General features: G+C 35.6%; 26 protein-coding genes, 4 pseudogenes and 1 other annotated feature. Of the genes and pseudogenes, 20 read left to right on the forward strand and 10 right to left on the reverse strand.

Annotated features, from left to right (window positions below; all coding sequences use genetic code 11):
• Positions 1-4 precede the first annotated feature (4 nt).
• Positions 5-1,162, reverse strand: a complete 1,158-nt coding sequence (locus ACFVQC_RS08155) for a 1-deoxy-D-xylulose-5-phosphate reductoisomerase (RefSeq protein ID WP_002146571.1) — start codon at positions 1,160-1,162, stop codon at positions 5-7.
• A 137-nt stretch (positions 1,163-1,299) separates the two neighbouring features.
• Positions 1,300-1,507: a binding site (T-box leader), on the forward strand.
• 53 nt (positions 1,508-1,560) lie between these two features.
• On the opposite strand from ACFVQC_RS08155, the gene ACFVQC_RS08160 reads away from it, so the two are divergent.
• From ACFVQC_RS08160 to ACFVQC_RS08185, 6 genes are all read left to right on the forward strand, one after another.
• On the forward strand, positions 1,561-2,559 hold the full coding sequence (locus ACFVQC_RS08160; RefSeq protein ID WP_377891588.1) for a tryptophan--tRNA ligase: 999 nt from the start codon (positions 1,561-1,563) through the stop codon (positions 2,557-2,559).
• 221 nt (positions 2,560-2,780) lie between these two features.
• A complete protein-coding gene (locus ACFVQC_RS08165) occupies positions 2,781-3,344 on the forward strand; it encodes a maltose acetyltransferase domain-containing protein (protein WP_377891590.1) in 564 nt (187 codons plus the stop codon).
• 69 nt (positions 3,345-3,413) lie between these two features.
• Positions 3,414-4,607: an MFS transporter gene (locus tag ACFVQC_RS08170; RefSeq protein ID WP_377898040.1), complete on the forward strand. Its 1,194-nt coding sequence runs from the start codon at positions 3,414-3,416 to the stop codon at positions 4,605-4,607.
• A gap of 122 nt (positions 4,608-4,729) precedes the next feature.
• Complete coding sequence (locus ACFVQC_RS08175; protein ID WP_377898042.1) at positions 4,730-5,770, forward strand: ROK family transcriptional regulator; 1,041 nt, start codon at positions 4,730-4,732, stop codon at positions 5,768-5,770.
• A 61-nt stretch (positions 5,771-5,831) separates the two neighbouring features.
• Entirely contained in the window at positions 5,832-6,212 is a 381-nt protein-coding gene (locus ACFVQC_RS08180) for a VOC family protein (RefSeq protein ID WP_377898044.1), read from the forward strand.
• A gap of 110 nt (positions 6,213-6,322) precedes the next feature.
• Complete coding sequence (locus ACFVQC_RS08185) at positions 6,323-6,577, forward strand: YbeF family protein (RefSeq protein WP_377898046.1); 255 nt, start codon at positions 6,323-6,325, stop codon at positions 6,575-6,577.
• A 173-nt stretch (positions 6,578-6,750) separates the two neighbouring features.
• On the opposite strand, the gene ACFVQC_RS08190 is transcribed toward ACFVQC_RS08185, so the two are convergent.
• Complete coding sequence (locus tag ACFVQC_RS08190; protein WP_377898048.1) at positions 6,751-7,200, reverse strand: NUDIX hydrolase; 450 nt, start codon at positions 7,198-7,200, stop codon at positions 6,751-6,753.
• A 17-nt stretch (positions 7,201-7,217) separates the two neighbouring features.
• Positions 7,218-8,057 (reverse strand): DUF2785 domain-containing protein, encoded by an 840-nt coding sequence (locus ACFVQC_RS08195; RefSeq protein WP_377898049.1) that lies wholly within the window; start codon positions 8,055-8,057, stop codon positions 7,218-7,220.
• Positions 8,058-8,180: 123 nt separating this feature from the next.
• On the opposite strand from ACFVQC_RS08195, the gene ACFVQC_RS08200 reads away from it, so the two are divergent.
• The 5 genes and pseudogenes from ACFVQC_RS08200 (at position 8,181) to ACFVQC_RS08220 (ending at position 12,700) form a co-directional block, all read left to right on the forward strand.
• Positions 8,181-8,903, forward strand: a complete 723-nt coding sequence (locus ACFVQC_RS08200) for a GNAT family protein (protein WP_377891602.1) — start codon at positions 8,181-8,183, stop codon at positions 8,901-8,903.
• A 51-nt stretch (positions 8,904-8,954) separates the two neighbouring features.
• Positions 8,955-9,793, forward strand: a pseudogene (locus ACFVQC_RS08205) (hypothetical protein).
• A gap of 90 nt (positions 9,794-9,883) precedes the next feature.
• Positions 9,884-10,906, forward strand: coding sequence for a tyrosine-protein phosphatase (locus ACFVQC_RS08210; protein ID WP_377891606.1), 1,023 nt, complete (start codon positions 9,884-9,886; stop codon positions 10,904-10,906).
• A gap of 120 nt (positions 10,907-11,026) precedes the next feature.
• Positions 11,027-11,941: a phosphotransferase family protein gene (locus ACFVQC_RS08215; RefSeq protein ID WP_377891608.1), complete on the forward strand. Its 915-nt coding sequence runs from the start codon at positions 11,027-11,029 to the stop codon at positions 11,939-11,941.
• Between the two features lie 48 nt (positions 11,942-11,989).
• A complete protein-coding gene (locus tag ACFVQC_RS08220) occupies positions 11,990-12,700 on the forward strand; it encodes a YjjG family noncanonical pyrimidine nucleotidase (protein ID WP_377898051.1) in 711 nt (236 codons plus the stop codon).
• A 492-nt stretch (positions 12,701-13,192) separates the two neighbouring features.
• On the opposite strand, the gene ACFVQC_RS08225 is transcribed toward ACFVQC_RS08220, so the two are convergent.
• Together ACFVQC_RS08225 and ACFVQC_RS08230 are read right to left on the reverse strand one after the other, a co-directional pair.
• On the reverse strand, positions 13,193-13,690 hold the full coding sequence (locus ACFVQC_RS08225; protein WP_377898053.1) for a DinB family protein: 498 nt from the start codon (positions 13,688-13,690) through the stop codon (positions 13,193-13,195).
• A gap of 189 nt (positions 13,691-13,879) precedes the next feature.
• Positions 13,880-13,978, reverse strand: a pseudogene (locus ACFVQC_RS08230) (SDR family NAD(P)-dependent oxidoreductase); the annotation flags it as partial.
• 256 nt (positions 13,979-14,234) lie between these two features.
• Between ACFVQC_RS08230 and ACFVQC_RS08235 the strand changes: the two are divergent.
• Complete coding sequence (locus ACFVQC_RS08235; protein ID WP_377898055.1) at positions 14,235-15,200, forward strand: tubby C-terminal domain-like protein; 966 nt, start codon at positions 14,235-14,237, stop codon at positions 15,198-15,200.
• Between the two features lie 120 nt (positions 15,201-15,320).
• Here the strand turns inward: ACFVQC_RS08235 and ACFVQC_RS08240 are convergent, their stop codons facing one another.
• Both ACFVQC_RS08240 and ACFVQC_RS08245 read right to left on the reverse strand, forming a co-directional pair.
• Positions 15,321-15,521: a helix-turn-helix transcriptional regulator gene (locus tag ACFVQC_RS08240; RefSeq protein ID WP_377898057.1), complete on the reverse strand. Its 201-nt coding sequence runs from the start codon at positions 15,519-15,521 to the stop codon at positions 15,321-15,323.
• Positions 15,509-15,868: a DUF3796 domain-containing protein gene (locus tag ACFVQC_RS08245; RefSeq protein ID WP_377891617.1), complete on the reverse strand. Its 360-nt coding sequence runs from the start codon at positions 15,866-15,868 to the stop codon at positions 15,509-15,511. The genes ACFVQC_RS08240 and ACFVQC_RS08245 overlap by 13 nt, the downstream gene beginning before the upstream one ends.
• Positions 15,869-16,048: 180 nt before the next feature.
• Here ACFVQC_RS08245 and ACFVQC_RS08250 point away from each other — a divergent pair, with 180 nt between their 5' ends.
• From ACFVQC_RS08250 to ACFVQC_RS08280, 7 genes are all read left to right on the forward strand, one after another.
• Positions 16,049-16,243, forward strand: a complete 195-nt coding sequence (locus tag ACFVQC_RS08250; protein WP_002142517.1) for a hypothetical protein — start codon at positions 16,049-16,051, stop codon at positions 16,241-16,243.
• A gap of 87 nt (positions 16,244-16,330) precedes the next feature.
• A complete protein-coding gene (locus ACFVQC_RS08255) occupies positions 16,331-17,056 on the forward strand; it encodes an ABC transporter ATP-binding protein (RefSeq protein ID WP_002146599.1) in 726 nt (241 codons plus the stop codon).
• Entirely contained in the window at positions 17,049-18,713 is a 1,665-nt protein-coding gene (locus ACFVQC_RS08260; RefSeq protein WP_377898059.1) for a putative ABC transporter permease subunit, read from the forward strand. Before ACFVQC_RS08255 ends, ACFVQC_RS08260 begins: the two co-directional genes overlap by 8 nt.
• Before the next feature lie 56 nt (positions 18,714-18,769).
• Positions 18,770-19,528: an SDR family oxidoreductase gene (locus tag ACFVQC_RS08265; protein ID WP_377898061.1), complete on the forward strand. Its 759-nt coding sequence runs from the start codon at positions 18,770-18,772 to the stop codon at positions 19,526-19,528.
• A gap of 490 nt (positions 19,529-20,018) precedes the next feature.
• Complete coding sequence (locus ACFVQC_RS08270) at positions 20,019-20,720, forward strand: hypothetical protein (RefSeq protein ID WP_377898063.1); 702 nt, start codon at positions 20,019-20,021, stop codon at positions 20,718-20,720.
• 183 nt (positions 20,721-20,903) lie between these two features.
• Positions 20,904-21,119 carry a hypothetical protein gene (locus ACFVQC_RS08275; protein ID WP_227493876.1) on the forward strand — a complete coding sequence of 72 codons (216 nt, stop codon included), beginning with the start codon at positions 20,904-20,906 and terminating at the stop codon, positions 21,117-21,119.
• Between the two features lie 45 nt (positions 21,120-21,164).
• Positions 21,165-21,404 (forward strand): hypothetical protein, encoded by a 240-nt coding sequence (locus ACFVQC_RS08280; RefSeq protein WP_377898065.1) that lies wholly within the window; start codon positions 21,165-21,167, stop codon positions 21,402-21,404.
• Between the two features lie 17 nt (positions 21,405-21,421).
• On the opposite strand, the pseudogene ACFVQC_RS08285 reads toward ACFVQC_RS08280, so the two are convergent.
• Positions 21,422-21,478, reverse strand: a pseudogene (locus tag ACFVQC_RS08285) (exosporium leader peptide-containing protein); the annotation flags it as partial.
• A 577-nt stretch (positions 21,479-22,055) separates the two neighbouring features.
• Here ACFVQC_RS08285 and ACFVQC_RS08290 point away from each other — a divergent pair.
• The gene (locus ACFVQC_RS08290) at positions 22,056-22,283 is read left to right on the forward strand and encodes a DUF3947 family protein (RefSeq protein WP_377891626.1); all 228 of its coding nucleotides are present in this window, start codon (positions 22,056-22,058) and stop codon (positions 22,281-22,283) included.
• A gap of 171 nt (positions 22,284-22,454) precedes the next feature.
• On the opposite strand, the pseudogene ACFVQC_RS08295 reads toward ACFVQC_RS08290, so the two are convergent.
• Together ACFVQC_RS08295 and ACFVQC_RS08300 are read right to left on the reverse strand one after the other, a co-directional pair.
• Positions 22,455-22,640, reverse strand: a pseudogene (locus tag ACFVQC_RS08295) (winged helix-turn-helix transcriptional regulator); the annotation flags it as partial.
• A 9-nt stretch (positions 22,641-22,649) separates the two neighbouring features.
• Positions 22,650-24,323, reverse strand: a complete 1,674-nt coding sequence (locus ACFVQC_RS08300) for an alkaline phosphatase (RefSeq protein ID WP_377898067.1) — start codon at positions 24,321-24,323, stop codon at positions 22,650-22,652.
• Between the last annotated feature and the right edge of the window lie 11 nt (positions 24,324-24,334).

Consider the following 24,334-nt stretch of genomic DNA (forward strand, 5'->3'; position numbering starts at 1 on the left):
TGTTTTAGCTCTTTTTTATTAATAATTGATTTGCGTATTGGCGTGCCCATTGATCAGCTTCTAATATAGCATCGAGTGAAGGGTCGTTTACGTTATGATGAGCTTCAACTGTATTGTAAATTGTTTTTTCGATATCGAAAAATGTAATTTCATTTTTAAGAAATAGTGCATTTGCAATTTCGTTCGCTGCATTTAATACAGCTGGAGTTGTACCGCCAATTTTTCCACATTCAAATGCATATTGTAGACAGGGGAACTTCTCTAAATTTGGTTTTTCAAAATGCAAACTACCAATTTCTAATAAATTTAATTTTTCATAGGATGAAGGTAGTCGAGTAGGGTAGTGAAACGCATATTGAATCGGCATTCTCATATCAGGGGCACCGAGCTGTGCCATGACTGATCCATCAATAAACTCTACTAAAGAGTGAATGATACTTTCTTTATGAATCATAACATCAATTTTTTCATAAGGAATATCGAATAGCCACTTAGCTTCCATCACTTCAAACCCTTTATTCATTAACGTGGCAGAATCTATCGTTAGTTTTGCGCCCATTAACCAGTTTGGGTGTTTTAATGCATCCTTCGCTTGTAATGTTTTCATTTCTTCACGTGTTTTATCACGAAAAGCGCCGCCAGAAGCTGTAACAATTAATTTTTCGATTTCCTTATTATTTTCCCCATTTAAACATTGGAAAATAGCTGAATGTTCACTATCGACTGGAATTAGGCGGCATCCGTTTTGTTTCGCTAGTTCGGTTACGATATGTCCAGCTGAAACTAAAGTTTCTTTGTTAGCGATGGCGATATCTTTCTTCGCCTTTAATGCTTCAATTGTTGGGAGTAAACCTGAAACACCGACAACTGAACTTAATACAAGATTTGTATCAGGATGGGTAGATACTTCAATTAAACCATCAGTTCCATATGTAATTTTTGTATTTGTTGAAATACGAGAACGTAATGTGTCCGCTAATTCTTTTGTCGCTACGCTTACAATACGAGGCTGAAACGACTCGATTTGTTTTTCGAGAAGATCGATATTATAATTTGCGGTTAAACCGACGATTTTAAAATGTTCAGGATGAGCTGAAACGACATCTAATGCAGATGTACCAATGGATCCTGTTGAACCTAAAATGGATATATATTTTACCATGAAAAAACCTCCAAAGTTGTTACGATTATTTCTGCAAACCTATATATTATTAGACAATTAAGGTGGGAATTCCTGCTATATAAAACAGAAAATTAGGGTTTAATTGGAAAGGGAATGTGATAAACTGTAAAAAATAACTAAAAGCAATGAAAGAGAAGAGTACATATTCAAACCTTTTCAGAGAGCTGATATGTGGTGGGAATCAGTAAGAGATGAATATGGAATGGGCTCTGGAGCTTCTTACTGAAATGAGTAGGTAAAGACGGTTACTTCACGTTAAGAAGCTGAAGTGAGCTATAATGATAGCTAATAAAGGTGGTACCGCGGGAGTCTCTCGTCCTTTTTTAAGGATGAGGGGCTCTTTTTGTTTTTTTTATTTTGAGAAAGGAGGAGTTAGTATGAGTGAAAAAATAATGTTAACAGGAATTAAGCCGACAGGTTATCCGCATTTAGGAAATTATATTGGTGCAATTAAACCTGCATTGCAAATGTCAAAAAATAATGAAGGAAAAGCATTGTACTTTATAGCTGATTATCATGCGTTAAATGCTGTTCATGATCCAGAGAAGTTTAGTAGTTATACGAAAGAGGTAGCGGCTACTTGGTTATCACTTGGACTTGGAGAAGATGTTATTTTCTATCGACAAACAGAAGTGCCGGAAATTTTAGAGTTAGCTTGGATATTAGCTTGCTTAACCCCGAAAGGACTTATGAACCGTGCCCATGCGTATAAAGCGAAGGTGGAGCAAAATAAAGAAGCAGGATTAGAAATCGATGCAGGAGTTAATATGGGATTATATACGTACCCGATTTTAATGGCAGCTGATATTTTATTATTTCAAGCGACTCATGTACCGGTAGGAAAAGATCAAATCCAGCATATTGAAATCGCTCGTGATATTGCGACGTATTTTAATCATACATTTGGCACGACATTTACACTTCCTGAGTATGTAGTGCAAGAAGAAGGGGCAATTTTACCGGGACTTGATGGAAGAAAGATGAGTAAAAGTTACGGAAATGTTATCCCATTATTTGCAGAGCAAGAAAAACTAAGAAAGTTAATATTTAAAATAAAAACAGATTCCTCACTTCCGAATGAACCGAAAGAACTAGAAACGTTATTTACAATATATAAAGAATTTGCGACAGAGGACGAAAATCAGGCGTTACGCGAAAAGTATGAGACTGGAATCGGATGGGGCGATGTGAAAAAAGAGTTATTCCGCGTTGTAGATCGTGAGCTAGCTGGACCTCGGGAAAAATACGCAACGTATATGAATGAACCCTATTTACTATATGAAGCATTAGAAAAAGGTGCTGAGAGGGCGCGGGCTATTGCGAAGATAAATTTAGCGGAAATTAAAAAACGGATTGGATTTGAGAGGGAACGTTAAGCGTTCCCTTGTTTTTTTCTGTATGAACCTTAAATATTTATTCGTTATATCTGTATGTGAAGTGAGGAGGCACATTTTCTTTCTAAACTTATTAGTTGCATATATTAAAAAATATGCTAATATAGGGATACTTATTAAACTACTTTAATAAGTATCATTAAAGTCACTTATTAAACATGTTTAATAAGTGTAATTCATTCGATAACAAAGGAGAGGATTGTATGAAAACTGAGAAAGAAAAGATGTTGGCGGGAGAAATGTATATGCCGGATGACGAAGAATTAGTAGCTGATAGAATTGAGGCAAAACGTTTAACACGCCTTTATAACGAGGCTATGGAGACTGGTGATGAGCACCGCTTTACCTTATTAGAGCAGCTTTTAGGTTCTTCAGCTGACGGGAAATCACACATTAACTCTGATTTTCGTTGTGATTACGGCTACAATATCCACATTGGAAAGAGCTTTTTCGCAAATTTTAATTGTGTTATTTTGGACGTTTGTGAAGTGCGAATCGGTGATAACTGTATGCTTGCACCTGGTGTCCACATTTATACTGCTACTCATCCGTTACATCCGGTGGAACGGAACTCTGGCAAAGAATATGGGAAGTCTGTAAAGATAGGCAACAATGTTTGGGTTGGCGGAGGAGCTATTATTAACCCTGGTATTTCAATTGGAGATAATGTTGTAATAGCCTCTGGGGCAGTTGTGACAAAAGATGTACCTAATAATGTAGTTATTGGTGGTAACCCAGCCAAAGTTATTAAAACGATAGACGAATAGAAATCGTTTTTCATCAGTGCATAAATAAATTAGTGTCATATCGTATAGACAATTTGAAAGGTGTTTCATATGGAGAAATATAGTGCGGACAATCATACAAAGCCATTACTTGCTTCCCGAAACGCTCTTTTTCTCTTATTTGCTTTGCCAGGTGTCGCGTTTGCTACATGGATTTCAAGAACAGCAGCGGCGCGAGATATTTTAGGAGTGTCAAATGCAGAAATGGGCTGGATTTTGTTCGGACTATCAGTCGGTTCAATAATTGGTTTGCTGAGTGCAAGTCGCTTCATTGACTGTAAGGGAGCTAGAGACGTTATTATAGGCAGTATGTTTTTTATGATTGTTGGATTGCTTTGTTTAGGTATTAATATTTATTTTGTTTCTAGTATGGGGGCTTTTAGTAGCTTACTAGTATTTGGGGTAGGATATGGATTAGCAGAAGTCGCATTAAATGTAGAAGGTTCTTCCATTGAGCGGAAATTAGGAACAATACTTCTACCGAAATTTCACGGTTTTTTTAGCGTAGGAACTTTAGTAGGCGCGCTTAGTGGTTCTGTCGCGGCTTCGCTTCACATCCCAATTCTGTATCAGTTTCTTGTAATTTCGATCGTATTTGTATTACTTGTATGTATGTTGTATCGTTTTCTTCCGCATGGAACAGGAAAGAAGGAGAAAGCGCGGAACAATAAGCGAGCGAAGCGTACTTCCTTACGTATGGAAAAAAAGGTGCTTTTAATTGGTCTTTTCGTGCTTGGAATGGCGTTTGCAGAAGGAAGTGCAAATGATTGGCTACCTATCGTGATGGTAGACGGACATCAGCAAAGTGTAGTATCAGGTTCTATTATGTACACTATTTTTGTATTGGCAATGATGTTAGCTCGTATGTGTAGCAGTTATTTCCTTGATCGATTCGGTCGTGTCGTTGTCATACGTGCTACTATTATGATGGCGATTATTGGAATTTCAATTGTCATATTTGGGAGTAACTCGTATTTTCTAGCAGTTGGTATCGTGCTATGGGGGATTGGTGCGTCGTTAGGTTTCCCAATTGGGCTTTCTGCTGCTGGAGATGACAGTGAAAATGCGACTTCTAATGTTGCTGCAGTTTCTATAATCGGTTTTACAGCCTTTTTAGTCGGACCACCATTTTTGGGGATACTTGGAGAAGCATTCGGAATACGCAATGCTTTGTTAGCTGTTTTATTATTTGTTCTCTTGTCTGGAATTGTATCATCTGTTACGAGAGAGAATACATCGAGTTAAATAAAGAGTGCTTCTAGTAGAATTATATCATCTTTATTGCTTTAGAAAATGATGTATGATATATTGTCAACGCAACTTATTAAAAGTGTTTAATAAGTATGTTGATTAAGGTGGTGAGCGATTTGAGTGAACAATTTGTTACTCAAAAATCGATTAAAGAGACGATTCTTCGCGGCATTCGTACAGCTCTTCTAGAGCGAGGTAGTGCAACGAAAGTTGAACTTAGTAATACATTAGAAATCAGTTTTCCAACGATAAGTAAATTTATGGAAAAAATGCAACAAGATGGTGAAGTCACTTTAGCCGGTTTAGATGATTCAAGTGGCGGAAGAAGAGCGAAACGATATGCATATAATCCGGAATATATGTTAGGTTTAGCGATATTTTTAGAAAAAAATGAGACAAACTATACAATTTTCAACTGTTTAGGGGAAGTAAAAGAACAAGGAAGTACTTCAAGTGTATTAATGGATACGGGCTTAAATTTATTAACAGAACATATAGAAAGTCTAATAGCTACGTTTCCAAAAATAAGTTCTATATCAATTGGTGTACCTGGTGCGGTCGATAATGGGCGTATTTTCTACATTCCTGGATATGAAAAGTTCCAAAATTTTAATTTAAAAAGTCATTTGGAGGATCTGTTCTCTATACCGGTAGTAATAGAAAATGACATGAATGCTGCAGTGCTTGGCTATCATAAAAACACGGGAAATAATGACAATTCATCTCTTGTATATTTGTATTCAGGTCAAAACGGTCCAGGTGCCGGGATTATGATAAATGGAGATGTCGTACGCGGAAGTACATTTTTCTCAGGAGAGATATCTTTCGTTCCGCAGTATGATAATAAAAATTTCTTACAAGCTTTGAGAAGTGGAGATGAAGTGAGAGATTCTAATAATCCAGAGAAATATAATATAGATGCTATTACACGTTTAATCTCTGCATGTATAGCTATTATTAATCCTCATGCGTTTATTTTCTGTAACGATGAAGTGAATCAATTTGTAATAGATCAAATTGTAAAAAGTTGTCCGAAGTACATTCCAGCGGAACATATTCCAAAAATAACAGTGAGCGATTGGAAAGAAGATTATTTATATGGATTAAAAAGTCTTGGACTTGATCTCATGATTACTAGAACAAACAAAGAAAATTAAGTGTACTTGCAATTAAACATCAAATTGTTGATTGTATAACATAAAAGAAAAGGTGTCGATTATGAAAATTGAACATGTAGCAATTTGGGTTAATGATTTAGAAGTTATGCGTGATTTCTATAAACAGTACTTCAATGGTGAAGAAAATAGCTTATATCACAATCCGAAAAAGCAGTTTGAATCTTATTTCATAACTTTTGAAGGTGGTGCGCGTCTAGAACTTATGAGACAGGTAGGGATAGACGATGCAATAAAAAAACAAACAGTAGGATATGCGCATATGGCTTTTTCTGTAGGTAGCAAAGAAAAAGTGAACCAATTAACGGATAGGTTAAGAGAAGCAGGATACCCTCTGTTAAACGGCCCACGCACTACTGGAGATGGTTATTATGAAAGTGTAGTAAGTGATCCTGAAGGAAATCAGATTGAGATAACAATCTGACATTATATTTGTAAGAATGTGTTAATAACGGGCTAAAAGATATAAACCTTTGTTGTTCCCCAAAATGTTTACGAGAAACTTAGTATCTCTTCAGAAAGGGGGACAAAAACGTGAGGGAATTCATATTTATTTTATGTATTTATCCATTACTTACTTGTATGCTTTCAATAGCCGGGACATATAAAGTGAGTACATTTTATGTGATGCCAATTGTAACATTTGTTATTTTTCTTATATTAAATGTTACAGTGTATGATCCAGCATTTTTCTTTTGGGTGGGCATGTATACAATTTTTTCATTCGTTATTTCTTATATAACTATTTTATTTGTAAAGGGATATAAAGATGTAGAAAAAGAGCGCTAATATCAATTAGTTATTAAGAGATGTAATGTAATAAAGTAGTTATTTTGGGGGCAATAGGGATTTACGGTGAACGATAATAACCTCATTTCGCGTTATTATGACGGGAAATGAGGTTGTTTTATTTCTATTTAAAATAAAAATAAGCATTCTATCTTAACTATATGTAACGTTTTTTAATTGGAGTGCTGAAACTCCTTGATAATCCTCTCAATAACAGGAGGAAGATTACTAGGTAGTTCATCAAGTGAAAAGAAGCGCAGTTCTTTCGATTCCGTTTGATCGCATACAAGTTCACCGTGGAATTCTCGGCAAATATAAACAACGAGTACACCGTGTACTTGATCGCCGTTTGGATAGATTTGAAAAAAATCTGGTCCTGAGTATGTCCGGAGCAGTTCTGGATTTTTAATGATAAGCCCAGTTTCTTCAAATACTTCTCGTTTTAAAGCATCTTCTAACGTCTCGTTATATTCTAAGGCGCCACCAATAATACCCCAGCGTTTAAAGTCTGTCCGGAGCTGCAGTAATACTTCATTTTTCTCATTTAATATAATGGCGTGTGAGCCTATTAATATAAGTGGGTGATTTCCTACTAGATTTCTTACGTCTTCAATATAACCCATAATTTTTCTCCTTGTATTTAATAATAGTTTGGAAGTTCTTTTAACATTTTTTCTGTTTTACGTGCTGTATAGGCTAAGTTATGATCATCTTTTGTTCTAAAAAATAATGTGCGTAAAAAGGTTTTAATGTTGGCACATAAAATACAATACTCATTAAGAGAAAGGCGTTTCCTAATTTGAGGAAGCCTTTTTATTTTTTTATGAATAATTGAAATTAACTCATCTTGCGAGAAGTCATGATACAGCATGGATATTAATGGCGTAACAATACGCTCATCTTCGTTATTATGAAAAATATCAGATGGAATGAAGATTTTATTTAATAAACAATGAATGAGCTCTTCATACCATTCAAAAGTCGTATAGGCATTATGAACAATCTCAGTAAAGGCATCAGATACGTGGGCAATACAATGAGCCCATCCTTTATTTTCAATATAGCCTCGAAAGTCCATTTCTAAGTTTGTATATGTAATGAGTTTATTTTTTATCTCCTCGATATCCTCCTCTGTAAAAAAGTAGTGCGAGTTAGCAAATTGGAGTATTAACGCAATTAACGAAACAGTGTAAGAACGTGTGAAAACCCCATCAGTATGTGGGGAGTAAATGTCACAATATAAATATTCATCACTTAAACAAGTTTGCAACAGTAATTTCAGCTGATCGTCCATAAGGAATTCATGATGAATGAAATGTGCAAAACATTTATATATAAGTTGGTAACGAACGTAACTATCAGCCGTTCCGATAAACTGAAGCATGTTCAAAGTTAACTCATTTATATCTATATGTTGCATTTGCGAATAATCATTTTGTTGTATAAGCTCTAACTGTTGTTGCAGTGCTGTAATATCCAATGGAGAACCTCCTCCGCACTTTAAAGATGCGATCTTTTCTAGTATTCTATATATTCAAGGACAATCCTGCTCATGCAAGGAGAACCATTAGAAATTCGAGTATGACATAGATGAGGGAAGAATATGACGACAATAGAACAGTTAGAAAAACATTTTAAAATAAGAAGAAGTGCTTCTTCTATAACAATAAAAGAAAATAACGCAGAGATTTTTACAGAAGAGCAATTAGAAGAGATGATGCAATATTGCGTTGCTGAGGCAGAAAATGAAGGATTAGAAAAACTACATTTTGAGGTTTCTTCAAAAAGCCCAAATTATAATGTGTATAAGAAATGCTTCGAAACGTATTCATTTGAATATATTACTGAAAACATGATTGTATTTAAAGATATATACGAAGTAGAAGATATAGAAAGTGATATTGATTTTAAATTAATTGAAGAAGTAGGAGAAGACATTTTTTATTCACTGTGGAATGAAGTGACGGGAGAACAAGTCGATTATAATCAATTTGTACATATGATGGAACAAGAAATTGGTGGGCAATGGAAAGAGCATTGTTTAACAGCGGTTGCAAGTGAAGTGCCAATAGGAATTGTAATCCCGCATATTGAGAGAGGTACGTTAGAAGAAGGGAAACTGATGTATTTCGCAGTCACTCCAAATATGCGAAATAAAGGGTATGAAGCAGCATTATTTACAGGGGCGATGTTTGTCTTAAAAGAAATAGGTGCATCTTATTATATTGGCGAGACAAATATACAAAATGAGTGGATGAAGGATGTTTTTGGGAAGAACGGATGTCAGCTTCTCAGTTCTACTGAGCGATATGTGAGAAAGTTTTAGAAGGATGAATAATGTACTCTCTCGAACTCATTTAGCGGGAGGGGAGTATATATGTTAAAGCAAACAATACATTCTTTCACTTTACTGTATCCAGAGGTATTGTTAGAAGGATGGGAAATTGAAAAAGTTTCAGAATGTTATGAAGGTGAAAAGTGGGAAACTTTTTGGTTTCAGATCGTTACGCCATCTGGAATGTTTCGGGTAAAAGAGTTTTTCCTCGATATAATGGAGCCGGCATTTCCTGATAGTTGTATTTCTCAGGCAAAAGGAGATTGTTTTCAATATAAAGGGCTTGTGTATTGGAAAGGTATAAATTATAAGGGGAAAGAAAGTTATGTTACATCTAAATGGAAAACACAAATTGAAATTTCTATTGATCGTGGATATGTAAAACAAGATGAAATAGAAAGACTCTTATTCGGGTTACAGCCGGTAAATAAGGAGTTTGCGACAACGATATTACATACACCATTTCACTTATTAAGCTTTCAAGCGAAAATAGGTGGAATTGGTGAGATAGGAAGATGTCGAGAGTGGAATTTTCCAGATGACGTAACATATTCGAAATTGCTAGTTCATGAAAAGTTAAGCTGGAAGCTCGAATCGATCGGATTAGGAAATGATGAAACGCAGTATGTAACTGGGACGAATATAATAAACTATATGCACTTTGGGCTTGTAAGCATAAAAACAAAGCGTACTATCCTGTTTCTTCATGGACAACGAATTATGGCGTGAAACAGATTATAAACGGGTTAGAGTTTTATTCGCATAGAGATCGGGGAACAGTTGTATATGAGGATTTAGGCAATGAACAAATCGCATATGTATTTCGAGGGAATCCATGTACAAACTTTGAACAAGTAAAAGAACTTTTTGCATGTTTGTAAGATAAAAGGGAAAATCGGAACGACAAAGTAAGCTTTCCTATAATACAATAGAGAAGGATTAGACTATACGAAGAAAGCGTTGGTGAAAGTATGAAGCAGCAAAGAAATTGGCTACAAGCAACTGTAGAACGAAATGAAGATAATATGTTACATATAGAGTGGGAAAATAATATAGAAGAAGTGAAAATTTATTGGAGTAATTCACCAGATCATATTGAAGAAAATGGTGAATTACTTGTAACGGTAAATGGAGAATCATCATGTATAATTGAAAACCCGAGTGAGAATGAGCGTCCCTATTTTAGGTTAGTAGGAAATAATGGACAAGCAGTTACAGTCGCGGAGCGCAGATTACCATTACAAGGTGCGTTTAACTTCCGTGATATGGGAGGGTATGAAACGACAGAGGGCCGTAAAGTAAAATGGGGCAAATTGTACCGCTCTGAAGAATTAGCAGGACTAACAGAGTGGGATATCGAGTATTTACAGAAGTCGGGCTTAAAGTTAATTTGTGACTACCGTACAGACTTTGAAGTAAAGCATAAGCCGAACCCAAGTGTTAGAGGTGCTCGTCAAGTGTGCTTACCAGTTATGCAAGATTTGGCGAAAGACTTAAATATAAATGAGTTTTTCCAAGTTGGTGACCTTTCTGTGTTAGGAAAACCAGGGGAATACCTTGTGAAAATGAATCAAGATTTTGTAAGTGGTAATGAGGCGTTCGTGAGCTTTTTAAAACTCGCGCAAAATCCGGAAAACTTACCGTTAGTAAACCATTGTACAGCTGGAAAAGACCGTACTGGATTTGGCTCAGCGTTATTATTACTTTTACTAGGTGTACCAGAAAAAACAGTAATGGAAGACTACTTACTAAGTAACGGTTTCCGTGAAAAGTTAAACGAAAAAATGATGGCCTTTTTAGGTGCAAAATTACAAAACGATGAAAGTAGAGCAATATTAGGTGCAATGTTTGAAGCGCGCGCTGAGTATTTACAAGCTGCAATGAATGAAATCCAAAAGCAATATGGATCAGTTGAAGCATATGCTGAAAAAGCTCTTGGCTTTACGAAAGAGTCGTTAGAGGAAATGAAAGTGTTATTGCTAGAAGATAAATAACGAGGAGGGAGGCTGATTTGGATTAGCCTCCTTTTATTATTGTTGCTATAATTTTGTTTATGAGGATGCTGTGCACCCTGGGGGAAATGGGTGCAAAGAACATACGAATCGGGGGATAGAATGATTCATACACGTTTAAAGGCAGAAGAGTTAAGGGGAAAGCTAACAACAATATTAAGTCAAGAATATAAGGAATTAGCTGTTCAGGATTTAAAGGTGATTGGAACGGGAGTGCAAAATATCGTATTTCGCGGAGATTCAGAAAAAGGGCCATTAGCATTTCGAGTGCCGTGGGAAAGAGAAGTAGAAAATATAAATGAAGATGTATTTAATAGTCGGATTTCGTTGCTAAAGGAAGCAGAGCTTTCTAAGTATTGTCATTCAAAAAGTATTCCAGTACCAAGTATACACGGATTGCATCTTTCTACCGAACTTGATTTTTTAATATCGGATTATGTGGCTACGGATCATATGCCAATTTCTGCATACGAAATAGGGGAGTTAGTCAGCAAGCTTCATAGTATGCCAATTGAAGGTTTACATTACGAGCAGAATATTAAAGAGCCAATTAGTAAGTATATAGCGGAACGTATTGTGAAACGAGTAGAAGGTTTTAATACAATTACGAATTGTGGTATTAAACTTCCAGATGCACAAACAATTGAACATATTCTTAGTACAGCTAATCATGTAAAGTGTTTATTACATATGGACATTCGACCAGCCAATTTAATTGGGTATAATGGAGAAGTTAAAGCAATAGTTGATTGGGATAACGCTTTAATTGGTCATCCATTATTGGAGCTTATGAGAATAGCTGAAACAAATGAGGTTAGTTGGGATGAATTTAAAGATGGATATAAGAATGATAGTATCTTTAATGCTACCCCTCATATTGTTAATTTATTTTATAGACTAGATACAGCGGTCATGCTAGCAAACTTATTTATAGCACATTTGAAAATAAAGGATAAAGGTGTATTCTATAAAGAGCGAGTCAAAGCACTTTATAATGAAATATATAAAAGCTTATAATTAAGCTATGAAAATGAAGTTTTGAAAATAGGAATTGAGGAGAACATCATGAAATACAAAGTTATATTATTCGACGTAGACGATACATTATTAGATTTCCCTGAAACGGAAAGAAACGCATTGCATAGCACGTTTGTACAATTTGGTATGCCTACAGGGTATAATGATTATCTTGCAAGTTATAAAGAGATTAGTAATGGATTGTGGAGAGATTTAGAGAATAAAATGATTACGTTAAGTGAATTAGCGGTAGATCGATTTAGACAATTATTTGTCCTTCATAATCTAGAAGTAGATGCGCAGCAATTTAGTGATGTATACCTTGAAAACTTAGGGAAAGAAGTACATCTTATAGAAGGTGCAGTGCAATTATGTGAGAATCTTCAAGATTGCAAGTTAGGTATCATTACGAACGGATATACAAAAGTGCAACAATCAAGAATCGGAAATTCACCTTTATGTAACTTCTTTGATCATATTATTATTTCTGAAGAGGTTGGCCACCAAAAACCAGCGGGTGAGATTTTTGATTATGCGTTTGAAAAGTTTGGGATTACAGATAAATCAAGTGTACTAATGGTTGGAGATTCGCTAACTTCTGATATGAAAGGCGGAGAAGATTACGGTATTGATACGTGTTGGTATAATCCAAGTTTGAAAGAGAATGCGACGAGTGTTAAGCCGACTTATGAAGTGGAGAGTCTGCTACAAATTTTAGAAATTGTGGAAGTGGCGGAAGAAAAGGTAGCTACATTTTAATAGCGTTAAGATTTTTCGATTAGTTGATATTTTAAGTTACGGTAGATATATTTGAAAAATCGTTCATATACTAAGGTATGGAACAAAAAAAGATGGAACCAAGTCAAAATGATTTTACTGAAAGAAAAAAGAAATAAAATTAGAACCATTTAAACAAGCTGGAATCGAAATTGAGGATTAATGTGGAGAAGGTTTTGGAAAACAGAAATAGTACTAAATAATATTTTAAGCTGTTTGTAATTGGTCATTACAAACAGCTTAAAAAGAAAAAATGATTGTCTCTTAGGATCCGAGCAATCGTTTTTTTATTTTTTTCGGAGATGAAATTTGTATTTTTGTACCCTATCTCCATCAAGTTAAAAAAATGTTTGTTCCCCAATAATGAAAAAAATGAACTTAATTCTCATAAATAACTGTAAAGTGGTAAAAATTTCGTTTTGGGGGTAATCCAAAATCTTAAGTAATGGGCATGGGGTGGAACCCTTTCCTTGTTTAGACCGGATATCCGCCTGTTGGCGGTGGCCAAGCACTAAATAATCTGCGAATCAGCACAATTTCTCCTAAATGGTAGGAGTTATGAGATGCAATATTGCGTAGAACGCCACCAGGGGTTTCACCAGGCCATTCCTCCAATGTTTTGTCCAATTGAACAGTTTGGGCAATCGTGCATGCCTGTTCAATCCCTTGAAGAAAATACTGAATAATTTGTTGCCACTCTTCCTCACTGCCAGGCCATTCTTCTTCAGGCCAGCTCTCTTTTACATGGGCAGGCAATGCTGGCTTCTTCCCCTGAGCGGATAATAAGAGAAAATCTTGCCAGTAGGTCATGTGTTTTACTAATTGATAAATAGAATAAGGCAGCTCCTCTCTGCGTTTTCCTGCAAGCGCCACGTCTATATCCGACAAAGCATTCTTGATGGGAAGATGTCCTCTTTCTCCTCTTAACGATTTTACTAGTGCCTGGCTAAATGCTTTATTTGATTGCTTCATAATAATTGACTCCCATCCTGTTTTATTTTCTAATTTGCTGATTTTATGGTTCCGTCTCTTTTATATGCACTAAATATATTATAGAAGCTTTACGACTATTAAGAGAAAGTAAAATAAGGAAAAAATTACAAGAATCATTGACTTCTTAACGTACAGGAAATCGTTGATTTTTATTTGACTAATACCTTAATGTACAATTGTAGTAACAGATAAATCAAAGGTTCGAATGACAACATCCAGGTCTGCGTTAATGTCAGCCACTTTTGATTTTAGCTTTTCCGATCCCTCCTGAATTTTATCCAATTGATTTTATTGTGAATGAACTATGAGTTGATTATAATGGTTAGAGTGAACTCTAAGTCAAGAAAAAATAATAAAAGGATAGTTATTCTATTATGAGGGAGTTCGCGAAGAAAAAATAGCGCTACCATACTAAGGTCATTTACGTGTTATAATGCATGAATTAAATGTACGTATATACATAGTTTCTCAGAGTGATGCGATGTCAGGTATGAGCTGTGTAACAACTAGAGGTGAGTAAAGGATGTTAACGTTTTCATTTGAGTTAGACAAGGATATTCCACAGAAGGATGAGCCACGGTATGTTGCTTATGCAAATGGCTTTATCGAAGGAGATTTAACGATTTGTGTGGGTGACAGAGTATTTTTTCAAAAGTCATGCATGAAGGTCGCAGAGCTGGGCATTTATTTAGGACAGTGGATGGAACAAGTTCAACACGGGCAGAACGCACATATGAATTATGAAACGACTGACCAGGAAGAGTTAATTCTTAGCTTCTTCTATGAAGAGGACGACAATCAGTGGAGAATTTCTTCCGGTTGGCAACAATTTGAACTTCAAGAGCGTATATCTACGACTACATTAGTAGAGAGTGTTCAACGCTATTTGTATGAGCTAAATAAGGAACTGCGCGCGATAGAATATCCTGTGACGTTTGATCAGTACTTAAGAGGAGAGCGAATGATGCAGCTTTCTTACAAACGACTGTGTGATAGTAAAGCAGATACGATGACGATAGAGGTTTACAATGGAAGCAAACAAGTAGGCGTAGTACGGGGCTATTATAAAAATACGTTGATGAAAGTGCTAGACTTCATTCCGAAAGTTGGTAGCAATATCAATTATGAAATAAAGGATAGTAAGGACAATATTCGCGTCATTACAAAGGATGTAAGTAGGCGGCGCCAAAGAAGGATTTTAGTAACGTACATCGATAATAATGATGCAGAGCATGAAATAATTGTATGTGACGGAAAGTTATTGGATGCAAATTTCGTATTTACCTTTACGTATAAGACAGAAGAATATGTTGTTCACAAAAATTCACTTGGGATTGGAAAGTTATTACGAAAGGGCTATGTAATCGCAGATTGGAATATTCGTCTTGAGGAAGATATGTATTACATCGAGATGAATGTATATGATGAGGATTATATACAGGATCAATACTTACTGTTAGGCGTATTTCATGCGGTTTTGTATGGGTGATAAACTATAATCAGCGGGGGGGGGGGGCATACCCGACGGATTATCAGCCCAACTCCCACAAATAGCGGAATAAATGAGAAATACCGGCATTCTTCATGGAAAGAATGCCGGTATTTTTTATTAATCCTCAAAAATAAAAACCTCATCAATCGTACTATGCAGTGCTCTCGTTATATCGTGAGCAAGCTGTAAGGAAGGATTATACTTTCCTTTTTCAAGGTGGCTAATCGTTTCACGACGTACACCAACCTTTTTCGCTAAATCTTCCTGCGTCATATGCAATTTGGCGCGGTATTCTTTTATCTTCGTTACGAACGCCATGGTGCATCTTCCATCTCATCCACTGGTTTATCGTAAAAGAAGATAGAGAATCCGAATGTAAGGATGAGTGTGCTGAAAATAATGGCGATATCAAGTTCTTGTAAAACTGGATTAGGAAATAGCATTTCAATAAACATAATGATAGTTGTTGTTAGTAATGTAACGATAAAGGCATTGCGGCATGATTTATTGACGATTTGTTCAAAAAGCTCATCGTGATGAACTTTTCTATATGTCGTGAAAAAGGAGAAGAAACAGAACATAGTAAACAATCCTTTTTCGTAAAAAAATCCGAGAAACCCAAAGAAACCGAGAAATCCTAAATATTTAATCCAAGTTGTTTTCACGATAGATTCTCCTTTCAATGTTAGAAATAAATCACTATATGTTATAAATATATTACATATGGAAATTCATAGTAATAATAGTTTTACGATTTATTTCATAATAATAGTAAAAAAGGTTAAAAATTCTGTAAAATAAAAAGGGAAATATCGTAAAATATTTGTAAGGAGGGGGAGGAAGAAATGTTAACTGGGATAATGATCGTTATATTACTTGTAGTGATTACTGTAATTGGAACGGTGTTAATTGGGCGAAATGGTGATGCGAATTATAGTAAAGCGACAAAAGGAAATATTAAACGACTTACGATGATTTATATTATATTAGCCGTTGTTTTAATCGTTGGATTAGGAGTTTATATTTATTTTAAAGGTTAAAAAACTGAAAAATGTAAAAATCTTAAAATATAAGTATGCTATAATGTTAATATAGTTAATTGGTAATTAAGGAAAGGATTGGATGTAATGATTGAAATTGTGAATGTGTCAAAAAGTTATAATGGATCTAACTACGCAGTAAAAGATTTAAGTTTATCTGTACCTAGCGGAGAAATCTTTGGGTTTTTAGGACCGAATGGTGCAGGTAAATCAACGACAATTAAGATGATTACTGGTATTCACGGGGTGGACAAAGGGACCATTACAATCAATGGTAAAGATATTATGAAAAATCCGATGGAAGCGAAGAAAACATTTGGCTATGTTCCAGATAGCCCGGATATGTTTTTACGATTAAAAGGGATTGAATATTTAAACTTTATGGCTGATATGTATGAAGTACCGAAGGAAGTAAGACAAGAACGAATAGAGTCTTTAGCGAAGAAGTTTGATCTTTATAATGCTTTATCTGATCAAATTCAAAGTTATTCACACGGTATGAGGCAAAAGATTGTTATTATTGGTGTGCTTATACATGAGCCAGATGTATGGATTTTAGATGAACCATTAACAGGGCTGGATCCGAAATCTGCATATATTTTAAAAGAAATGATGAGAGAACATGCGGATAAAGGAAAGATTGTATTTTTCTCTACACACGTATTAGAAGTGGCGGAAAAAATATGTGACCGTGTCGCTATTATTAATAAGGGGAATTTGCAGTTTAAAGGGAATTTAAATGAAATGAGAGATCATTTTAAATCCAATGAATCACTTGAAAAAATGTTCTTGGAGATGACGGGCAATGAGTAAAATATGGACGTTAACGAAGGTATTATTGAAATTAAATTATGCAGATTTCATAGCAGATAAAAAGAAACGATGGGCATATTTATTTTCATTTGCAGCCATTTTATTTGTAGGTTTTTTAATCTTCGGTTCGATGACCCATGGAATATATGAAGGAATGATACACCTCGGACAAAATCCAGGAATTGTTATTGCGATGGGATTAGCGATTGCTAGTATATGGGTATTTTTGATGAGTATTATGAACATTTTAACTGTGTTTTACTATAGTAATGATGTTGAAATGTTACTACCTTTACCGTTAAAACCAGCGCAAATTATTTCGGCAAAGTTCTTTACAGTGTTAATTACACAATACGTAATGAGCTCGTTTATTTTATTGCCTATCTTTATTACTTACGGTTTAAAGAGTGGTGCTTTCATTACATATTACATTTACATGATTGTCATTTACTTATTCTTCCCGATCATTCCGCTAGTTTTAGCTTCGTTAATTATGACAATTATTATGAGGTATACGAATATAGCGAAAAATAAAGATCGAGGGAATATATTCATTGGAATTGTAAGCATACTATTTATCGTCGGAATCAATGTATTTATGCAATGGAGAAATAAAAGTGCAGTATCTGGAGCTGGAGATTCAGTTGTGAATTATCTTGCAAATAATGAATCCTCACTTTTCATACAAATGACAAATTATTTTCCAACTACATATTTTGGAGCGATGGGATTAGTAGAAAATGCATCGTGGAAAGGCTTATTATACGTTCTTATTTACGTTCTTATTTCTATCGCGTTCTTCGGGCTGTTTTATTACATTGCAGGGCGTACATATTTGAAAGGGGTTATTGGACTTTCAACGAGCACAGCAAAGAAAGAGGTAATTTCAGCAGAAGGTTTACAGAAATCAACGATACAAAGTTCTCATTTAAAAGCATATGTGAAAAAAGAATTTAAAACGTTATTCCGCACGCCACAATTTTTCTTAAACTGTATTGTGCAAACTTTCGTTATGCCAATTATGCTGTTCTTTGTTTTATTTGTACAAGATGGAAATTTAAAATGGATTACGGAATATATTGATAATCCAGAATCAGCAGGTTTCGCAATTGGTGTTGGCCTTTGTGCATCCTTATTTTTAATGGGGAGTAACGTTATTGCGACAACGTCATTTTCGCGAGATGGAAGCTCTTGGTTTGTGAATCGTTATTTACCAGTAAAGGCTTCGGATATCTTTTTTGCGAAAGCAATAACTGCTTGGTTAATTAATGTGGTCATTTTAGCAGTATTCGGTATTACAATGGCAGTTGTAGCAGGTATTTCGCCAGTCTTCATGATACTTTGGTTCTTACTAAGTGCGAACGGGTTATTGTTAATTAATTTAATCGGTACGCGCTGGGATGCACAAACTGCAGATATACATTGGGATACAGAACAAAAATTATTTAAAAGTCGATACACAACTTTGTGGAATTTTTTAGCTAATATTTTAATAGCTTTAGTTATTGTAGCGGGAGTAAGTGTATTATACTTTGTCCTTCAGGTAGGACTTTGGATTATGTTTATCGTTTTATTTGTAATGTTTACGATTGTAAATTATATCTTTATTAAAATTTTAAAATTAGGCGCTGAGCGTATATTGTCAAATATTCAATAAGAAGATATATCCTCTGTATTCGTGCAGAGGATATATCTATAGATGGAGGAGAAAAGGTGAAGAAAATAGCAATTGTAACAGGGGCAACTCGTCTGAATGGAATTGGTGCAGCTGTATGCAAGGTGCTTGCTCAAAAGGGGATAGACGTCTTTTTCACGTACTGGCCTCGGTATGATAAAGCAATGCCGTTGGGAATGAATGATCGAGAACCCTTTTTGTTGAAAAAGGAAATTGAAAGTTACGGCGTTCGATGTGAAATGGCAGAAATCAACTTATCGCAGTCTTATTCATCTAATCGTGTATTGTATATGGCATCAGAATGTTTAGGTGAGCCATCTATTCTTATTAATAATGCGGCGTATTCTACTCATACGAAAATTGAAGAGTTAGATGTAGAGCAGTTAGATAAACATTATACGGTCAATGTTCGTGCTCCTATGCTATTAAGTTCATTATTTATGAAACATTTTTCACTTAAAACGAGTGGAAGTATTATCAATCTTACTTCTGGGCAGTCACTAGCGCCAATGCCAGATGAACTGGCATACGCAGCAACAAAGGGAGCAATAGAAGCATTTACAAAGTCAGTTGCACCAGTAGCTATGGAGAAGGGGATTACAGTCAATGCTGTTGATCCAGGACCAACCAATACAGGATGGATTACAGAGGAATTACAGCATCATTTAGTATGGAAATTCCCGCAAGGTAGAGTTGGAGAACCGGTGGATGCTGCACGTTTAATTGCTTTTTTAGTAAGTGAAGAGGCGAAGTGGATTACTGGGCAAGTCATTCATTCGAACGGTGGTTTTTCATAAAAGTATTATGTTAACAAGTGTTGAGAAACAAAAAAAATAGTAATTATTTTATTTTTTTGTATAAATAAAATGTCAAGAAAGATAAAAAAATGATAGGAGAGTATGTTGTCATTTGTAGATTGAAAATCTTCATGTGACAACATACTCTTTTTCTTTTGCTACAGAAGAGAAAAATGAAGTAGAAGAAACTCGAATATTAAAATAAATTTATCGTTTTTTGTACGTATTATTATGAAGATTACTGTCGGAAAGATGGTACTTCGTATGAAAAGGGATTTTTTAAGGGGAAATCGAATCGTAAAGGGGAGGATAAAGTGAAACTTTAATCAGTGAGGGGCTGTTTATCCTCCACTGATTATTAGCCTTCACCAATCGGGCGTTTACGGGCAGTTGATCTCGCACTTAACTTCCTTGCACCATCCGACTTCTGAGGTGGGAGTCTTACTGCCCGTTAATGCGGGATAAATTATATAAACATAGGGGGATTTATATGAAAATGAAAAAGGTCGCTATCGCATCAGTAGCAATTAGTACAATGCTTACAATGGCAGCTTGTAGTACCTCCACAGATAAAGATGCAGCGAAGAAGGATCAGGCAACTGCACAAAATGAAGAGCAATCAAAAACGACAAGTGCAGATGAAGCGTCAAAAACAACGAAAGATACTGAAAAAGACACAAATACTTCTTCGAATGAAAAAACAGATAAGGATGCAAAAAATACGAAAGAATCAACAGGAACAGAAAGTAACGGCAAAACAACAAAAGAAAAAGAAACGACAGGAAAAACGAATGATCAAACTACTAGTGGCAAAGCAACAGATCAATCAACTAGCGGAAAAACGACAGACCAAACGACAAATGGAAAGACAACGAAAGATCCGAAGAAAAACGTCGCTGTGAAAGCAAATGTAAAAGAAGTCGTTACATTAATTGAAAGCTTAGACAAGCAATTAGCTGCAAATCCTAAATTAGAAACAGTAAATAAACTTGGAAAACAAATTAATGAGAAGTGGGATGTAATTGAAAAAGATATAGAAGCATCACATCCAACTGAATACAAAACAATTGAACAAAGTTTGTATCCATTAATTATAAGAGCGGAAAAAGAAAAGATAGATGTTAATAAAATGAAGTCATTAACGACGAAAACGAAAAAAGATTTAAATCAGTTATTGACGAAGCTTTCATAGTTTCAAACAAGCCTACTCGTATGAGTAGGCCTTCTTAGTTTGTTTAGATAGAATATGGGGTTCACCATATTCTATCTAAATCTTTTTAGTTACTGTTCATTTTCGGTGGGTGTTAAGAAATAAAGACTTCATTTGAAAGGAACATCCCAATGATAAAAATAAAACCATTACGGACAATTAACAATGGTAATTGTGACGCTAGCCATTGTTCCAGGAGAATCAAGAAGTGAAGCGGTAACGATTACTGTTCCAGGTCCATTTGCGGCTAGAAATACAGCGGTAAAGTTACCTGAAGCATTGGTGATGGTAGCAAGAGGAACCATGAAAGCAAGAGAAGGGTTACTAAATGAAAAGCTGACTACTACTCCTGCAGCAGGACTACCGTTTACTAATACTTGACCTGAAAAAAATAAAGTATTATTTCCTTGGGTGGATACACACGCTGTGGTTGCGTTAGAAGTTAAGGTAATAGATGCAGGTCCAGCAGGAAGATTAAATCCAGTAGGCCCAGTATTGCCGGTAGGACCAGTATTACCGGTAGGCCCAGTATTACCGGTAGGCCCAGTATTGCCGGTAGGTCCAGTATTACCGGTAGGCCCGGTGTTGCCAGTAGGTCCAGTATTGCCGGTAGGCCCGGTGTTACCAGTAGCACCAGTGTTCCCGGTAGGACCTGTAGGAAATTGAAAGGGTTGAACAGGTGGAAGGGTAGGCCCAATTAAACCTGGATTTAGCGCAGCAGAAAAGAAAAACTCGTCCATTATATTTCACCTCTGAAAAGTTCGTATTACTAATAGTAAATGCAAAAGTAGAACAAAGTGAAATGGACAAGCGAGTATATTTATTAAATTTAACTAAATAGTTATTTTAATTAAAAAAGCAGTTAGTTTTTGCTAGCTGCTTCACTCCCTGGAGAGTTCTCGTTATGTAATTTAGATGAAGATATTAGCTATTAAAAATATAGCTCCTATCAAAATTAGAGATTCAAATAAAATCAAAAATTGGTTTTTCTTTGGCTTTTGAAATTCCTTTATTAAGCCAAATACTGCACTTATACCGAAAACAATATATAGACAGATTATTATGGTTTCTAACATTTTAAACACTCCTAATATATAGATATTTTCATTATACATCAAAATTAAAATTTATGTAAGATTTTAACAAAAATCTTATTTGAGGGTCATTTAAAAGGGATTAGGGATATAAAAAGGCTGTAGAGGATAAGCCAACTACAGCCTGAATATGAAAAGTTTCATAAATTATCCACTTTAATTCAATATTCATAGTATGAAAGATGGAATACAAAAATATTTACAGAGGTGAGGTGAATAAAGAATGCTTTGTAATTATTTTTACACTGAAACGCAAATGCGTCCTTTAGGAGGGCATGGGCCTGCGCAAAGTACTATTCAAGCTGTTCATCAGGCTATACAAGCACAGCAACAAGCATTACAAGCACAACAAATGCAACAAAGTTATTACCCACCACAATCGTATTATTCATTACACTCTTATTATCCACCACAGGCGTATTACCCAGCACAATCATATTACCCGATGTAGATTACACAAGGATGGTATTCATTTTTGATCGTTACCATATGAAACTGTATATGTTTTATAGCGGAAAATGACAAAACAGAAATAGCTCTTTGATGTAGGCTGCAAAAACATAAATTTCATATTTAAAAAAAGAAAAAAGATTGCCTGTATCCTAAGAGGCAATCTTTTTTGAGTTGCCCATTCCATCATTAAAAGGATCATTGGACGAAGTGATTCGCCAAGTTCAGTTAACGAATATTCTACTTTAGGAGGTACTTCACGGTATACCTCTCGATGTACGATACCATCTGCTTCAAGTTCTCTAAGTTGAAGTGTTAACATTCTTTGAGTGATATTAGGTTTTAATCTTTTTAATTCTTTTTTAATTTAGTGAGAGTGTTTTAAGAACAGTTGAATTGCTTTTTCAGGTACATAGAATTTCCTATTGCTTTCTACAACGATGCTTCCTAATTCATGATCTTTCCCACTGATATAGATAATATTTTTATTAACAAACAATTTGGCCTCTGTATTATTGCGTTTTACTACAAGCACTGGGTTTCGTGCATCTTTTTTGTCAATCGTTACAGTTGCACCAATTTGTTTAAAGGCTGTTTCAGCATCTAAGAATAATTTCTTAGTTATTTCTCCTAATTGAAAGCCCATTGCTTTGGCCATTGTCTTCGCAATGTCTGTATTTTGGACTAAACCGTATGGCTTTTGAGGACCGTAAGAGTATAAGAATACATCTTCACCCGTATGACCACCAGTTGTAAAACCGATGTTCGCACGGTTGGCCAATAATTTAGTAAGGATTGGACCTACATCAGCTTTCTTTTGTGCAACTTTTAACTTTATTCTTTCATCATCAGTTAGGTTGTCTAAACCGTAAAGAGCAGCTACTTCTTTTATATTAGATAAATCATCTTTTAGTTTACTTGTAGCACCTTCAAGTGTCATTTTCGCCTTTTTCAGTGGGTCAATGTAAGCTGATACTGGTGTAGTATCATATCCTTTTGTTGTATTGCTGTTACCAATGGAAATACCGCTATTACCATGATCCGCTAATGCAATGACCATAGTGTTATCATCTTTCTTCGCAAACTCTAACGCTTCTGTAACCGCATCATCAAACGCTAATACATCGCTAATCATCCCGATTGGGTCATTTGCATGTGCTGCCCAATCTGCCTTACTGCCTTCTACGAATAAGAAGAAACCATCTTTATCTTTTGATAATGTTTGAATTGCTTTGCTCGTCATCTGGGAAAGAGTTGGCTGCTCAGGATGATTTGCTTCACGATCCATATCGAAGGCAAGGGCAGTATTAGAGAAAGAACCCCAGATTTTCTTTGATTTGGAGTTTAGTAACGCATCTTTTGTTTCGACAAAGTCGTACCCTTTGTCTTGAATCACTTTTACTAAATCTTCGTTGTCTTTACGAATTCCATTGCCTGTCGTAGGCTGAAGTGCTGCCTTTCCACCACCCAATACAACTTCTATATTTTGATAAACTTGCTGTTCACCAAGCACTTCAAAATTCTTGCGGTTAGCATGGTGGGCAGAGAAACTAGCCGGAGTAGCATGCTGAATTTCTGATGTAGCAATGATTCCTGTTGCGCGGCCTGAATGTTTTGCACCTTCTAAGACGTTGGCAACTGGACGAAACTTGCATTCTTCTTTAATTGGCTCTAACCCAGGCGAATTCACAATAGAAGGTAATACGCCCACATAGCCTGAATTTGATTTATTTCCTGTCGCTAAAGCTGTGGCTGCCGGTGCAGAATCCGTAATAGCTGATTCTGCTGAATACGTACGAACACCTCCGGATACAATTTGATCTAGTGCAAGAGGTGAACCTTTATACCACCGGGCTAATGTTGTAGCAGAAGAGCTTGTCCCATCTATAACCATGAAAATTACATTTTTAGGTGGCTTTACTGCTTTTTTTACTGCAGCTTTTACCGCGTTATCGTTCATCATGCTTCCTGCTGCTAATGAACCTAGTGCTACCGTTCCCGCTAATGTTAGTCCCATTATTTTTTTACGAAGAGTAGTCATTGTGGTTCCTC

Origin of the sequence: Bacillus sp. NPDC057893 (assembly GCF_042796455.1) — a bacterium.
Lineage (GTDB): Bacteria > Bacillota > Bacilli > Bacillales > Bacillaceae_G > Bacillus_A.